The sequence below is a fragment of the Algibacter marinivivus genome (assembly GCF_003143755.1).
In the GTDB taxonomy this organism is placed as follows: domain Bacteria; phylum Bacteroidota; class Bacteroidia; order Flavobacteriales; family Flavobacteriaceae; genus Algibacter_B; species Algibacter_B marinivivus.
The window spans coordinates 127,232-142,404 of sequence record NZ_QFRI01000004.1; the positions used below are offsets into that span (position 1 = coordinate 127,232).

General features: G+C 32.5%; 15 protein-coding genes. 3 read left to right on the forward strand and 12 right to left on the reverse strand.

Features of this window, described 5'->3' with window-relative positions:
• Positions 1-4 precede the first annotated feature (4 nt).
• The 5 genes from DIS18_RS13645 to kynU all read right to left on the reverse strand — a co-directional run bounded on the left by DIS18_RS13645 (position 5) and on the right by kynU (position 4,942).
• Positions 5-1,444, reverse strand: a complete 1,440-nt coding sequence (locus tag DIS18_RS13645; RefSeq protein WP_109353642.1) for an aldehyde dehydrogenase — start codon at positions 1,442-1,444, stop codon at positions 5-7.
• A 65-nt stretch (positions 1,445-1,509) separates the two neighbouring features.
• The gene (locus DIS18_RS13650; protein ID WP_109353643.1) at positions 1,510-1,830 is read right to left on the reverse strand and encodes a GIY-YIG nuclease family protein; all 321 of its coding nucleotides are present in this window, start codon (positions 1,828-1,830) and stop codon (positions 1,510-1,512) included.
• Between the two features lie 43 nt (positions 1,831-1,873).
• The gene (locus DIS18_RS13655; RefSeq protein WP_181364057.1) at positions 1,874-2,275 is read right to left on the reverse strand and encodes a RidA family protein; all 402 of its coding nucleotides are present in this window, start codon (positions 2,273-2,275) and stop codon (positions 1,874-1,876) included.
• Between the two features lie 2 nt (positions 2,276-2,277).
• Positions 2,278-3,678, reverse strand: a complete 1,401-nt coding sequence (locus DIS18_RS13660; RefSeq protein ID WP_109353645.1) for an FAD-dependent oxidoreductase — start codon at positions 3,676-3,678, stop codon at positions 2,278-2,280.
• Positions 3,671-4,942 (reverse strand): kynureninase, encoded by a 1,272-nt coding sequence (kynU, locus tag DIS18_RS13665; protein WP_109353768.1) that lies wholly within the window; start codon positions 4,940-4,942, stop codon positions 3,671-3,673. The genes DIS18_RS13660 and kynU overlap by 8 nt, the downstream gene beginning before the upstream one ends.
• A 117-nt stretch (positions 4,943-5,059) precedes the next feature.
• Here kynU and DIS18_RS13670 point away from each other — a divergent pair, with 117 nt between their 5' ends.
• Entirely contained in the window at positions 5,060-5,479 is a 420-nt protein-coding gene (locus DIS18_RS13670) for a (4Fe-4S)-binding protein (protein WP_109353646.1), read from the forward strand.
• Positions 5,480-5,628: 149 nt separating this feature from the next.
• Here DIS18_RS13670 and DIS18_RS13675 read toward each other — a convergent pair whose 3' ends face one another.
• Positions 5,629-6,276 carry a hypothetical protein gene (locus DIS18_RS13675; RefSeq protein ID WP_109353647.1) on the reverse strand — a complete coding sequence of 216 codons (648 nt, stop codon included), beginning with the start codon at positions 6,274-6,276 and terminating at the stop codon, positions 5,629-5,631.
• A 33-nt stretch (positions 6,277-6,309) separates the two neighbouring features.
• On the opposite strand from DIS18_RS13675, the gene DIS18_RS13680 reads away from it, so the two are divergent.
• Positions 6,310-7,110, forward strand: a complete 801-nt coding sequence (locus DIS18_RS13680; RefSeq protein ID WP_109353648.1) for a class I SAM-dependent methyltransferase — start codon at positions 6,310-6,312, stop codon at positions 7,108-7,110.
• Positions 7,111-7,161: 51 nt separating this feature from the next.
• On the opposite strand, the gene msrA is transcribed toward DIS18_RS13680, so the two are convergent.
• The 3 genes from msrA to DIS18_RS13695 form a co-directional block, all read right to left on the reverse strand.
• A complete protein-coding gene (gene msrA / locus DIS18_RS13685) occupies positions 7,162-7,824 on the reverse strand; it encodes a peptide-methionine (S)-S-oxide reductase MsrA (RefSeq protein ID WP_109353649.1) in 663 nt (220 codons plus the stop codon).
• Between the two features lie 127 nt (positions 7,825-7,951).
• On the reverse strand, positions 7,952-8,731 hold the full coding sequence (locus tag DIS18_RS13690; RefSeq protein ID WP_109353650.1) for a zinc ribbon domain-containing protein: 780 nt from the start codon (positions 8,729-8,731) through the stop codon (positions 7,952-7,954).
• Between the two features lie 3 nt (positions 8,732-8,734).
• Positions 8,735-9,829: a Nif3-like dinuclear metal center hexameric protein gene (locus tag DIS18_RS13695; protein ID WP_109353651.1), complete on the reverse strand. Its 1,095-nt coding sequence runs from the start codon at positions 9,827-9,829 to the stop codon at positions 8,735-8,737.
• Positions 9,830-9,876: 47 nt separating this feature from the next.
• Between DIS18_RS13695 and lpxK the strand changes: the two genes are divergently transcribed.
• Complete coding sequence (lpxK, locus tag DIS18_RS13700; RefSeq protein WP_109353652.1) at positions 9,877-10,875, forward strand: tetraacyldisaccharide 4'-kinase; 999 nt, start codon at positions 9,877-9,879, stop codon at positions 10,873-10,875.
• Here the strand turns inward: lpxK and DIS18_RS13705 are convergent.
• Genes DIS18_RS13705 through lipA form a run of 3 tightly spaced genes read right to left on the reverse strand, consistent with a single transcriptional unit; the run spans position 10,865 to position 15,028 of the window.
• Positions 10,865-13,102: an ATP-binding response regulator gene (locus tag DIS18_RS13705; RefSeq protein WP_109353653.1), complete on the reverse strand. Its 2,238-nt coding sequence runs from the start codon at positions 13,100-13,102 to the stop codon at positions 10,865-10,867. The two genes, lpxK and DIS18_RS13705, sit on opposite strands and share 11 nt — an antisense overlap.
• A 28-nt stretch (positions 13,103-13,130) precedes the next feature.
• Entirely contained in the window at positions 13,131-14,147 is a 1,017-nt protein-coding gene (gap, locus tag DIS18_RS13710) for a type I glyceraldehyde-3-phosphate dehydrogenase (protein ID WP_109353654.1), read from the reverse strand.
• Between the two features lie 2 nt (positions 14,148-14,149).
• A complete protein-coding gene (lipA, locus tag DIS18_RS13715) occupies positions 14,150-15,028 on the reverse strand; it encodes a lipoyl synthase (RefSeq protein ID WP_109353655.1) in 879 nt (292 codons plus the stop codon).
• Between the last annotated feature and the right edge of the window lie 145 nt (positions 15,029-15,173).

Below are 15,173 nucleotides of genomic sequence, written 5' to 3' on the forward strand. Positions count from 1 at the left end.
AAAATCAATATTTAATACACACGTTTTTAGCTTCAGTAAAAAAGCGTAATGCTTCAAAACCACCCTCACGACCAACACCTGACGCTTTTACACCGCCAAAAGGGGTTCGTAAATCTCTTTGCATCCAAGTATTAACCCAAATAATTCCAGCTTGTAATTGGTTGCTCAAACGCATCGTACGTTTTAAATCATTAGTCCATAATGTAGCTGATAAACCGTATTTCACTTTATTAGCCATTTGAAGAACTTCACTTTCAGTTTCAAAAGGCATAATGGTAACAACAGGTCCAAATATTTCTTCTTGATTTATTCTGCATTCATCAGTTTCTACTTCTATAATAGTGGGCTCTAAATAATAACCATTTTCATAACCATCAACAGTTACTTGTTTACCTCCACAAAGTATTTTTCCACCTTCGTTTACACCAATTTCAATATAGTCCAAAACCTTCTTTAAATGTGGTTTTGAAACTAAAGCACCAATATTGGTAATGTTTTCTGATGGATGTCCAACTTTAAGTTGTTTTACTTTTTCAATAAAATCAATCTTGAATTTTTCATAAATAGAGGCTTCTACAAAAATACGACTGCCACATAAACAAATCTGCCCTTGATTAGAAAACGACGATTTTACAGTAGTCACCAACATATCGTCATAATCACAATCTGCAAAAATGATGTTTGGGTTTTTACCTCCAAGTTCTAATGATAATTTTTTAAACATAGGCGCAGCTACTTTGGCTATATGAGCTCCTGTTGAAGTGCCACCTGTAAAAGAAATGGCTTTAATTTCAGGATGGTCTATAATAGCCTGACCTGTTGTGGTCCCTAATCCATGAACGATGTTTAAAACCCCTTTTGGGAGACCAGCCTCATTTAGTAATTCACTTAAAAGATAAGCTGTCATTGGTGTTACTTCACTTGGTTTTGCAACTACACAATTTCCTGCTGCTATGGCAGGCGCTATTTTCCATGTAAATAAATAGAGTGGAAGGTTCCATGGGGAAATACAACCTACAACACCAATGGGTTGTCGTAGTGTGTAATTTATAGCGTTTTGTCCAACGCTCTCATGACTCTCACTAGAAAATTGTGTAATAGCATTTCCGAAAAACCTAAAGTTACTAGCTGCTCTTGGGATATCTATAGCTTTTGCGAAACTAATGGGTTTGCCATTGTCTATACTTTCAGCTTCAGCAAAGCGTAGCAAGTTTACCTCTAATAATTCTGAAATTTTAATAAGGATTCTGTTTCGTTCTTCAAAAGTGGTTTGAGACCATGTTGGAAAAGCTTCTTTTGCAGCTTTAAAGGCTTTTTCTACATCTGTTTTTGAAGAGTTTGGTATTTGCCCGTAAACTTCTCCATTAGCAGGACAATAGTTGTCTATCCATTCATTTGAGATTGGATTTTTGAATTTGCCGTTTATGAAGTTTTGGATGTTCAAACTATATTTAAATCTTTACTTTTCTTAGTTTACTAAATGTTTGTCTGGTCGAGCGCAGTCGAGACCTATTTGGTTTCTGGATTATATTTTGAGTGTGTAGCGTTTCTACATTCAGCTAAAATTTTTAGCATATCAAATTTTTCATTTGCTAAAGCTAACTTTTTCTTTCCACTCCATTTTTTTATTTTCTTCTCAAAATATATAGCTTGATTTACGTCATTAAATTCTTGATGGAAAATCAATTCTAGAGGTCTTCGTTTAAAAGTAAAACAATTTTTATTTAATCCATTTTGATGTTCTTCAAATCTTCTAGAAATATTATTTGTTACTCCAGTGTATGTTAAACCATCAGAACATTTTAGTATGTATACAAAATACGTTTTCATAATAAACCTCTCGACTGCGCTCGAGGAGACAGTGTAGTTAAATTTAAATTTTTTTATAAGCCATAACCTTAATCTCAACCACCAAATCTGGATGCGGTAATTGATGCACTGCAACTGTGGTTCGGGTTGGTCCTGTTTCCTTATCAAAAAACTCTGCGTAAGCCTTGTTGTAACCAGCAAAATCATTCATATTTACTAAAAAAGAAGTCACATCAACTACATCTTTTAAAGTGGCACCTTCATTGGCTAAATTCTTTTCAATATTCTTTAAAACTTCTCGAGTTTGAACTTCAATATTTAAATGTTTGGTTCCCATTTCGTCAATAATATCAACACCAGCTATAGTGTTATCTGCGCGTCGTGAACTGGTTCCTGATACAAATATAAAATCGCCAACACGTTTTGTGTGCGGATATGCGCCTCTTGGGGTTACTTTGTTGCTCATAATTATTGGTTTAACCCAGCTATTCTATCATCTTCAAGAATAGCTTCTGTTTCTGTTTTTACTTTATCTAAAATGTCTTTTAGATTTCCTTTTATATCAATTTCTTTATCTGAAAGCATATTTATAATCGCCTTATCTTGTGCGCGACCTTTTAACATAGCTTCTTTATAACCAATAGCTTCATTAAATGTTACTAATGAATATTTTGAAGAATACGCATTTGGAAACTCCTTTTCTAAAGCCATTTCTAATTTACGCTTTTCTTGGAAGATAGCGTGATTTACATGCCCTTTCATTTCATGAAAGTTATCAATAGCTAAATCTGCAATAGCATCAGTATCTTTTTTACGAGTATTTTCATAAGCTTTAAATGTGGTTTCCCAATCGCCTAAATTTTGGTCTAGTACTTTGTCAAATTCAACAACATCTTCAAAAGAGGCATTCATTCCTTGTCCGTAAAACGGCACGATAGCATGTGCTGCATCGCCCATTAAAAGCGTATTACCTTGATAATGCCAGGGAGAACATTTTATGGTTCCTAAAGGAGCCGTTGGGTTTTCAAAAAAGTCTTCAAGTAAATTTGGCATAACAGCTAAAGCATCTGGAAACTGGTTTTGGAAAAACTCCAATACTTTATCTTCGGTTGTTAAATTATTGAAATTGTATTCGCCTTCATCATAACTTAAAAAAAGCGTTACCGTAAAACTACCATCTAAATTTGGTAAAGCAATGAGCATAAAGCTACCACGAGGCCATATATGTAAAGCGTTTTTATGGATTTTATAATCGCCATTTTCTTTTGGTAGGATACTTAATTCTTTATAACCATGTGTTAAATAGGCTTGCGAAAAACTGAATAAGAATTTTTTACCTAAATAATAACTTTTTCGCATTGCTGAACCCGCACCATCAGTTGCTATAATAATATCCGCATCTTCAACAAATTCATCTTTACTATTATAATCTTTAAAAAGTGCAGTTGTTTTTTCAAAATCAACCGATTTACATTTTTTATTAAAATGAATATTGACATTTTTATGTTTTTCAGCTTCATCGAGTAGTAAGGCATTCAATTCGCCACGAGAAATAGAATTGATATATTCATGCTCACGACCACTATAATTTGATTGGAATGTGTTGCCATGTTCATCATGAATCATACGTCCGTTCATAGGAATGCAAAGTGCTTTTACTTTATCTTCTAAACCAACAAGTTTCATGGCTTTATTGCCACGATTTGAAAATGCTAAATTTATAGATCGACCAGCACTAATGTCTACTTTTCGTAAATCTGGGCGCATTTCGTAAACAGAAACGTTATAGCCCCTTTGTCCTAATCTTAATGCTAGAAGAGAGCCGCACAATCCTGCGCCTATAATTAGTATATTTTGTTGTTTACTCATTCAATATAGCTTTCAATTTCTCAACTAATCTAAATACATCCTCAAAAGAATTATAGAGCGGTACTGGTGCACACCTAATAACATCAGGTTCTCTCCAATCACTAATTATATTAGCTTCAGTTAGTTTATTATGTAATGCTTTATCAGCATTTTTAACTTGAATGGATAATTGACAACCACGTTCTTCAGGGTTATTTGGTGTGATAATTTTAATAATATCTTCTCCTAATGTTTTGAGTAAAAACTCAAAATACCCTGTAAGCTTTTTTGATTTGTTAGTTAATTTTGCCATACCAACCTCATTAAACATATCTAAAGATGCTTTTATAGCTGCCATAGATAAAATTGGTGGGTTGCTTAATTGCCAGCCTTCGGCTCCTGTAAGTTGATCGAACTCATCACGCATGTTAAAGCGGGTTTGTTTATTGTGACTCCACCAACCTGTAAAACGATTTAAATCTTTTCGATGTGCATGACGTTCATGTACAAAACAACCTGCTAAACTTCCTGGGCCAGAGTTTAAATATTTGTAAGTACACCAAACTGCAAAATCTGCTCCAGAGTTGTGCAGATTTAATTGCACATTTCCTGCACCATGCGCGCAATCAAAACCAACATTACAACCGTGTTTGTGTCCTAAATCAGAAATACGTTTTAAATCGAAAAACTGCCCTGTGTAATAATTAACGCCACCAATCATGATGAGTGCTATTTCGTCACCTTGTGCTTCAAGAATAGATTCTAAATCTTCATAATTTAGTAATTCTTCACCTTTTCTGGGTTTCCAAAGTATCAATCCTTCTTTATCATCAAAACCATGATGTCTTAATTGCGATTCAACAGCATATTTATCAGATGGAAATGCATCACTTTCAATAAGTATTTTATACCGCGTTTTAGTGGGGTTGTAAAATGATACCATCATAAAGTGTAAGTTGGCTGTTAGTGTATTCATTACAACCACTTCTATAGGTTTTGCACCCACTACTTTGGCCATACTTTCTGTTAAAAACTCATGATATGGTAACCAAGGATTTTTCGCTTCTAAATGTCCTTCAACTCCTAAATTAGCCCAATCTTCAAGTTCTTGATTTACGTAAGCTTTGGTTTGTTTAGGTTGAAGCCCTAACGAGTTTCCAGTCATATAAATCCAAGGGTTTCCTTGTTTATCTTTTGGAATATGAAAATGACTTCGATACGCTTTTAGTTCGTCATTTTGGTCTTGTTGTAGAGCGTAATCAAGACCTAATTTATAGTCGGACAATGTGTTTTTGTTTTCGGTTTCTAACAAAAATAAGCAATATAAAGTTAGTAATGAAGTCTTAAAATGGATGATTAGAATGCGCTTAAATTTTTGTATATTTAGTAAAAACTTAAGGCAATGGGAAAAATAAAAGAATATTCAAACGGAGAAACTACAGTAGTTTGGGAAGCTGAAAAGTGTATCCATTCTGCCATTTGTGCTAAGGGTTTGCCTAAAGTATTTCGCCCACGATTAAGACCCTGGATTAAATTAGACGAAGCAAAAACCGAAGCTATTATAAACCAAGTGAAGCAATGTCCGTCTGGTGCTTTGCGTTATTATATGAATGATGAAGGCGATAACACTTCTGAAACATTAGAAACTAAGGTTGAAGTTTTAGAGAATGGCCCTCTACTAGTTTATGGCACTTTAAAAGTAGTTGCTAAAGATGGTTCTTCTGAAACAAAGAATAAGACTACAGCCTTTTGTAGATGTGGAAAGTCTGCAAACAAGCCTTATTGCGATGGCGCGCATGTAAAGGCGGCGTTTAAAGGATAAAAATATATTGTTAGAAAAGATAAAGCGCCTCAACTTTTAATTGAGGCGCTTTAGATATATATAGGCGCATAATGCGGAAAAAACAATCTATAATTTATATACGTGTTTAGTCGTTATTTAGATGACTTCATTACATAATGCATAAAAAATTAATTCGTTTTTATTTTTATATCTGAAAGTGTTAAATTCCAATCACCCTCAGCCTTTTTATGGTCTAATGCAATTTTAATGCCATTAAAATCTTGGTAATTTTCAAAAGTATTTGTTAATCCTGCTTTAGGTTTGTTTCCTTTTCTAAACCCCCATTCTTTAATTATATAAGAATCATCAAAATAAATATCGTAAGCATCACCTGGAGTATATCCGCCTTCAGAACCATATAAAAGTGTAATTTTATTCATTTCATTTTTACTAATTGGAGCTATTTCTTTTGTAGATTCTGAAATAGTTATTCCAGAGTCCCAAACCAATTGGAATGGAATTAATAACCAAAACTTATCGTTTATAAAAGCGCGGTCTGCTTTTTTTGATAAACTGTCTATATGTTTTCTGTTATAGTTTAAGGTATCTTTTTTTCTGATTAATGAAACATCGTTAGTTTTTGGTTTCCATATCCAATGTCTGTTTTTATTGAAAGTGAATTGTATTTCAGAAACATTTCCCCAATTCTCAAAACCGTGAGCGTTAGCTATTTTTTCAGCTGTAGAAATCGCTTTTTCTGGCTGTATGGTTTCTGTTTTTTGCTTACAAGAAAAGCAAATACTTAGTATACTGATGATGACTAGTAATTTTTTCATAATTTAGGTTTTTTACAAAGATATCATTTGAAAATGACTAACAACTCTGATTACTTTAAAACGAATAAAGCCACTTGGAACGATAAAGTAAAAGTGCACGCTAAAAGCGAAATGTATGATTTGGAGGCTTTTAAAAAAGGAAAATTATCTTTAATGCATTATGAGTTGGAAGCTTTAGGTGATGTTTCAGGAAAATCATTGTTGCACTTACAATGTCATTTTGGGCAAGATACGCTAAGTTGGAGTAGAATGGGAGCTAAGTGCACAGGTGTTGATTTGAGTGACGAAGGGATTAAACTAGCACAAAGTTTAAATGATGAATTAAAACTTGACGCTGAATTTGTGTGTTGTAATGTTTTAGATACTTCTGAGCATGTAAAAGATGAATTTGATATTGTATTTACAAGTTATGGCGTTATTGGTTGGTTACCAGATTTGAAACCTTGGGGAAAAGTGATTGCTGAACGTTTAAAAAAAGGAGGCACGTTTTTCATGGCTGAGTTTCATCCGATTGTTTGGATGTTTGATTATTTAGATGAAAGACCTATTATGAAATATGGTTATATGCAAGATGAAGTGATTTACGAAGAATATGAAGGCACTTATGCCAATGAAAATTCTAAAATGATAAGTAAAGAATATGGTTGGAATCACGGTTTAAGTGAAGTGATAAATGCTTTAACCGAAGCAGGATTGCATATTGAATACTTAAAGGAATTTGATGAAAGCCCTTATGATGTGTTGCCAAATTTAGAGAAAACAGATTCTGGGATGTTTGTAACTGAGGATAAATTATACCCTTTGATTTTTACTTTGAAGGCTACGAAGTTTTAATTAAATTTTAAGTAAAAATTTGCTTTTTTTATTTGATAGATTTGCTCGTTATTAATGTGCTTCTTCTTTTAAAAACTCCTTTGGAAACTTAGCTTTAAAGCGATTCAACCTTGGAATGGATACGTTTTGAATATACGGATGGTTTGGGTGCAATTTTTCATAATCTTGATGATAATCTTCAGCAATCCAAAATTTTTGAAAAGGGTATACTTCTGCGGCTATTTTAACACCTAATGATTTTGCTAATGCTGCTTTCTTTTTTAAAATGATTTGCTTTTGTATGTCGTTTTGATAAAAAATAATAGAACGATATTGTGAACCTCTATCATTGCCTTGTCCGTTCATTTGAGTTACGTTTTGTGATGCAAAATAAACATCTACTAAAGTTTCAAAACTAACTATTTTTGGATCGTAAATAATTTCTACTGCTTCTGCATGCCCTGTTCTACCTGTATTACTGGATCCGTAAGTAGGGTTTTTTGTATATCCTCCAGAATATCCAGAAATAGATTCGTCTACACCTTTAACGCTCTCGTAAATGGCTTCTACACACCAAAAGCAACCGCTTGCAAAGTATGCTCTGGCTTTTCCGTTTTTAATTGGAACTTCAATTGGTGCTGCATTAATTACGGCTTTTTGTTCTTGTTTTGTTTGTGCGGTGTTTTGACAACTAAAGAACAGCATTAAAGCTAATATTGGAATGATATGTTTCATAATTTTATTTTTCTTTTTAAATAGACGTTTAAAATAACGAAACCTTAATAATTACTTTGAAAATTTCTATAATAAAAAAAGCCTCCAATAAGTTGGAGGCTTTAAATATCTATTTAATTAAAATGGATTAAAGTTTAGCAAACATTTTTTCCATTTTTGTTTTTTGCTCATTTGCTAACTCAGCGTCAACTAGAATTCGTCCACTATGCTCGTCTGTGATGACTTTTTTGCGAGATGCAATTTCAACCTGAACTTGTGGTGGAATAGTGAAGAAAGACCCTCCAGCAGCACCTCTTTCAATTGGCACAACTGCTAAGCCATTCTTAACATTGGTTCTAATTCTTGTATAAGCCTTAACCAAACGCTCTTCGATTTGCTTTTTGTAATCTTCAGATTTTCCTAGTAGAGCTTGCTCTTCTTTTTCAGTTTCAGCTAAAATAGCATCAAGCTCACTTTTCTTATGTTTTAAGTGATTTTCACGTTCTTTTAAACGCTCTTTTGTTTCAGCAATCACTTCTTTTTTCTGCTCTATTTGAACTTTAAATTCTTTTATATGCTTTTCAGCTAATTCAATTTCTAGTTCTTGAAACTCAACTTCTTTTGTTAAAGAATTGAATTCTCTGTTATTTCTAACGTTTTTTTGTTGTTCTGCATATTTTTTCATTAAAGCTTTTGATTCTTCAATCAAATTCTTTTTGCCAGTAATATCGTTATCAATAACTTCTAAATTAGAAACTAATTTTTCTAGTCTGGTAGTTAATCCAGCAACTTCATCTTCTAAATCACGAACCTCTAAAGGCAATTCTCCACGAACATTTCTGATTTCATCAATACGAGAATCGATGAGTTGTAAATCGTATAAAGCTCTTAAACGCTCTTCAACAGTTACTTCTTTCTTTTTTGCCATACTTTAAAAATACTTAACAGGATTGGTATTTGTCTTTGATAAAATGATTGCAAAATTAGTAATTTTTTTTGTAAGATATGCTACTAAAAGATTTTTTGTGAATTGCTCGCTTTCATAATGCCCAATATCTGCTAAAAGGATGCTGTCTTCTGATGTAAAAAAGTCGTGATATTTTAAATCGGAAGTTACAAAAGCATCGGCACCATTAGCTTTAGCAGCATTAATAGCAAAACTTCCTGAGCCACCCAAAACTGCCACTTTTTTTATTTTTTTGTTTAATAATGAAGAATGTCTGATGCACCCTGTTTTCATTTTTGTTTTTAGGTGATTTAGAAAACCAGATTCGTCCATAGGTTCTGCAAATTCACCTATCATCCCCATACCAATATTTTGGTTTTTGTTTTCTAGGGTTAAGGTTTCATAAGCTACTTCTTCGTAAGAGTGACTTTTGAAAAGTGTTTGAAGTATTTGCGATTCTAGATGTTTAGCATAGGTTACTGTTATTTTTGTTTCGGTTTCTGTGTGTGTAAGTCCTTTTTGTCCTCTTGTTGGGTTTGAAATATCGTTACCTTTAAAAGTTCCGTTACCTTCTATATTAAAACTACAATCTGAATAGTTGCCAATAGCTCCTGCACCCGCTTTAAATAAAGCTGTTCTTAGTTGTTCTGCTTCGTCTTTTGGGGCGTACGTTGTTAGCTTTTTTATGGTTTCGCTTTGCGGAATTAAAATATGTTTATTCGTTAATCCTATTTGATTACAAATCATATCATTGACACCTTGTAGCGCATTATCTAGTGCGGTATGAATACTAAAAATAGCAATATCATGTTTAATGGCTTTCATAACCACTCGTTCTACATAATTCTTCCCCGTTATTTTTTTTAGCCCTTTAAAAATGATAGGGTGGAAGCTTACTATAAGGTTGCAATTTGCCTCAATAGCTTCATTTACAACAGCTTCGAGCGTATCTAGAGTGACTAAAATACCTGAAACTTCTTGCGTTTTGTTGCCAACTAATAAGCCTACATTATCAAAATCTTCAGCATAAGCCAAAGGAGCAAGCTCCTCTAAATGATTTATAACGTCTTGTACAATCATATTTATTTGTGTTTAAATTCAAAGATAAAATAATTACTTTCGCTTAAATGAACTTAATTAGAAAAATATTATTACCAATAGTTCCGATTTATTATTTGATAGCTTGGTTTAGAAATAAGCTATACGATTCTGGTATTAAAAAATCGACTTCATATAATTTACCTGTAGTTTGCGTTGGAAATTTAAGTGTTGGTGGTACGGGAAAAACTCCAATGATTGAATATTTAATTAAGGTTTTAAAAGAGGATTATAAAGTAGCTACCTTAAGTAGAGGTTATAAGCGAAAAACTGATGGTTATCAATTGGCTGATAATAATGCTACTGCTGAATCTATTGGTGATGAGCCTTTTCAGTTTTACTCTAAATTTAAAGATGAAATTACAGTAGCTGTTGATTCGGATAGACGAAACGGAATTGAAAATTTAAAACAGCAAGATCCAGATGTTATTCTTTTAGACGATGCTTTTCAGCATAGAAAAGTACAAGCAGGGTTTAATATTTTATTGACCACTTACGAAAATCCGTATTTTGAAGATATAGTTTTGCCAACCGGAGATTTACGAGAGCCACGTGCTGGTGCTAAACGCGCTGATATTATTGTGGTAACTAAATGCCCTAATAATCTAAGCGAAAAGAAAAAGGCTAAAATTATTAAACGTATTACTCCTAAGGCTAATCAGCATGTTTTTTTTAGTGCTATAGCTTATTCTGAAATGCTTTTTTCTGCTGAAAAATCTAAAAGTATTGATGACTTAAACAATTTTACTTTAGTAACAGGTATTGCAAATGCTTCACCATTAGTTGACTTTTTGAAAAGTAAAAATTTGAATTTTCAGCATTTAAATTTTAAAGACCATCACGATTTTACAAAAGAAGATATATCTACTTTAGAGAAAAAGGAGCTAATTGTAACAACTGAAAAAGATTTTATGAGATTAAAACAATATGATGTTTTAAGAGATAAATTGTTTTATGTACCAATTTCGATCAGTATTGATGATGCTCCAAAAATAAATGAGCTGATAAGAGATTTTGTTAAGCGCTAGTAGATGCGTCTTTTTTAGCAGCTAATGCATTGTAAAGTTTTTTCTCAAACTCCTCTTGTTTAAAAGGTTTTGGAATAATATCTGTAAATCCAGCTTCTTCAAACTCATGCATTTTATCTTCAATAGTAACTGCTGTAAGCGCAAATATAGTAAGCTCTTTATCAAATGATCTTACGCGCTTAGTAGCTTCAATACCACTAATTCCTGGCATGTGAATATCCATTAATATGATATTGTAATCATTGGCTTTAATGCTTTCAACAGCAGCTTCGCCATTATCAACAATATCACAATAAAGATCCATTTTGGTTAAAATCTTTTTGGTAATCATTTGGTTGATTTTATTATCTTCAACTACCAATATTTTAACGTTGCTTAAGTCAATTTCCTCTTTATTACCCTCAAAATAAGTTACTTTATTTTCTTTTGCTTCTTTGATAGTTGTATGTTCAAGAGGTATTTCAAAATAGAATGTAGTTCCTTTTTCTAATTCACTTTTTACGTAAATTTTTCCTTTTAAAATATCTATCAATCCTTTAACAATTGAAAGGCCTAAACCTGTACCACCGTATTTTCTATTAATTTGAATAGAACCTTGAGAGAAGCTTTCAAACATATGGTCTTGTTTCTCTTGACTAATACCAATACCATTATCTTCTACTTCAAAACGTAAAGTATATATTTTACCTTCTTCCTCAATTTTATAAACACGAATCCAGATATCTCCATCTTTAGTAAACTTAATCGAGTTACCAACCAAATTAATTAGAATCTGTGAAATCTTTAATTGGTCAGCAATAAAGTTTTCTGGTAAATCTTTATCAAATTCAAAATGAATTTTCACATTGTTATCAAGAGCAGAATTATTTAGAGCTAAAACAATGTTATTTATTTTCTTTTTTAAGTTGAAAGATTCCGGCTCAATATCAACCTTATTAGCTTCAATTTTATTTATTTGAAGTATATCATTAATAAAGGTTAAAAGGTAATCTCCTGAAAACTTAAGTGATTTTAGATGCTGAACTTGTTCTGGTCTTGGGTTTTCATCCAAGAGCATGTTACTTAATCCCGTAACGGCATATAGAGGTGTTCGTAACTCATGAGTAACGGTAGACAAGAAATTAGCTTTAGTTTTCGATGCTAATTCAGCTTTTTCTTTAGCAATAATAAGTTCTCCATTCTTTTTGTGAAGCATATTATTAGTCTTCAACCTAATATTATTATTCTTGTAAAGCGATAATGTTAAAAGTGATAAAATTGTAATTAAAGCAACACTTAATATAGAAATTAAAGTACCTAAATTTTTGTCATCTTCAGCCTTTTCTAATTTTTGAACGACTTCTTTATTTTTTTCTATTTCTTCATTTAAACGAAATTGAGTTTCCTCATTACGTGAAGAATTAATTCGAGTTAAACTTCTAATAGAATCTGATAATTTTAGATGCGAATTTAAATATGTTCTTGAAACTTTATAATTCTCTAGGTTGTTATATAAATCACTAATTACTTTATAAGCTTCATTAGTTATGTTTGTATAATTGTTGGATTTAGCAATGTTTAAACCTCTAAGTGCAACTTCTAAAGCTTTTTCATTATTACCTAATTTATTATAGATTTTTGCATGATTTATTAAAGCCTCACTTTGTGTTTTTAAATAATCATATTTTTTAGAAATAGCCAAAGATTGCTCTACAACATCTCTTGCTTTTTTATAGTTTTTTAGTTCGCTATATGTTTTCCCTTCACACAATAAGGCTTCAGCTAATTCTTCATTTAAATCTTCTTCTTCAAATTTTGATTTAGCGGCTGTGTAAGAGTCTAATGCAGAATAATAATCTTTCTTAGCTAAATAAACATCTCCAAAAGTCTTGTAAGAGTTTCCTAAATTAGCATTATCATTAATAATACGCTGAATTTCTATAGCCTTGTTTAAAGATTTTATAGCTTGATCTTCTTCTTCAATTATAAGCTCCAGCCTACCTTTAATAGCATATATAAGTCCAAGACTTTTCTTTTTACCAGCATTTTCAGCTAATTCTAGGGCTTCGTCTAGATTTTTTTTAGCTTTATAATAGTTATAATTTTCTAACTCTAATTGCGATTGTGCAATACGGTAATTGATATTATTCTGAACTAACTCAGGATCTTCATCAATAGCTTTTTGAGCAAAAGTTATGATGCTGAATAGCATGAAAATAGCTAATATGTAGTTTTTAATTTGGGACATTTTTAATTAATGTTGCGGACAAATATAATTATTTTATCGACAAAATACACTTTTTTACCGATAAATTACATAATAAATCGATAATTCTCTGTGAATAGCCTGTTTCGTTATCATACCAACCTATAATTTTTACCATGTTTCCAATAACTGATGTCATTTGCGAATCAAAAATGCAAGAATGTCGATTTCCAACAATGTCAATTGAAACGATAGGGTCTTCAGTATATTCTAAAATACCTTTATATTTTTTTTCTGAAGCTTCCTTAAAAGCATTATTAATATCTTCAATAGAAACTGTTTTTTTTACATTAAATGTAATATCAGTTAAAGAACCATTAATAACAGGAACTCTAATGCCACAACCACCAATAACATCAGATAGGTCTGGAAATATTTTAGTAAGTGCCTTTGCAGCACCTGTAGTTGTTGGAACTATAGACTGGCTCGCTGCTCTAGAGCGTCTTAAATCACGATGGGGTTGATCGTGTAAACTTTGGTCGGTAGTGTAGGAGTGCACCGTAGTTATATAGGCTTGATTAATACCACAAAGGTTATTAATAATATCAATCATAGGTGCTGCATTATTTGTTGTACACGATGCGTTCGATATTATGGATTCAGAACCATCAATACTATCATCATTCACACCCAATACAATAGTTTTAATATCATCTTCTAAAGCGGGAACACTTAAAATTACTTTTTTTGCACCATTATGTATATGGTGTTGTAATTCTGAAGTTAATTTAAACTTTCCTGTAGATTCAATAACAAAATCAACATTAAAAGGGTTCCAATTAATGTCCTTAGGATGTTTTTTATTTAAAAGAACAATACTTCTGCCATTAACAATAATATCATTTTTATTACAAGAGATATCGCCATCAAAAACACCGTGCACACTATCGTACTTGAGTAAATGACTCAGCGTTTTAGCATCTGCTAAATCATTAATAGCAACAACTTGAATGTTTTTATGGTTTTGAAGTAATCTAAAAACGCGTCTACCAATTCTACCAAAACCATTGATAGCAACATGAATCATAATTAATTGATGTGTTTTTGTGCTTTATAAGATGATCTAACAAGTGCGCTACTTTCAACATGTCTAAAACCTAATTCTAAACCAATGTCTTCATATTCCTTAAACTGGTCGGGGTTTATAAACTGTTTTACAGGTAAGTGTTTTTTACTAGGTTGTAAGTATTGCCCAATAGTTACAACATCCACATCATTAGCCTTTAAGTCATGAAGCGTTTCAATAACTTCCTCTCGTGTTTCACCTAAACCAAGCATAATACCAGATTTTGTTCTGCGTTGTCCCTGTTGTTTCAAGTATTTTAAAACCCCCATACTTCTATCATATTGTGCTTGTATTCTAACCTCACGTGTTAATCGGCGAACCGTTTCAATATTATGAGATACCACTTCTGGTGCTACATCAATAATTCTATCAATATGTTTTTCAATCCCTTGAAAATCTGGAATCAGTGTTTCTAGGGTTGTTTCAGGGTTCATACGTCTCACAGCCTTAACTGTTTCCGCCCACATAATACTTCCCATATCTTTCAAATCATCCCTATCAACACTCGTCAAAACAGCGTGTTTAATTTGCATGATTTTTATCGAGCGTGCCACTTTTTCAGGCTCATCCCAATCCACGGTTTCAGGTCGCCCAGTTTTAACACCACAGAACCCGCAAGAGCGTGTACAAACATTTCCCAATATCATAAAGGTAGCAGTACCTTCACCCCAACATTCACCCATATTAGGGCAACTTCCCGAAGTACAAATCGTATTCAATTTGTATTTATCCACCAAACCTCTCAGTTCAGTGTACTTTTTACCTGTTGGCAACTTTACTCTAAGCCATTTTGGTTTTGGTGTACGTTCTGGTAATATATTCGAAGCCGTTTCGCTATTCATATCCTAAAAAATATAGACTGCAAAGATACAAAGTATTCTTCAAAAATTTGGGCGTTACCGCAAGGGTCGGGCTATTCGTTACAAGTCCTCGCAAGCCCACTAAAAATTGGTCTTACTGTGGGCTTTTCTCTACTATCCCTAACGC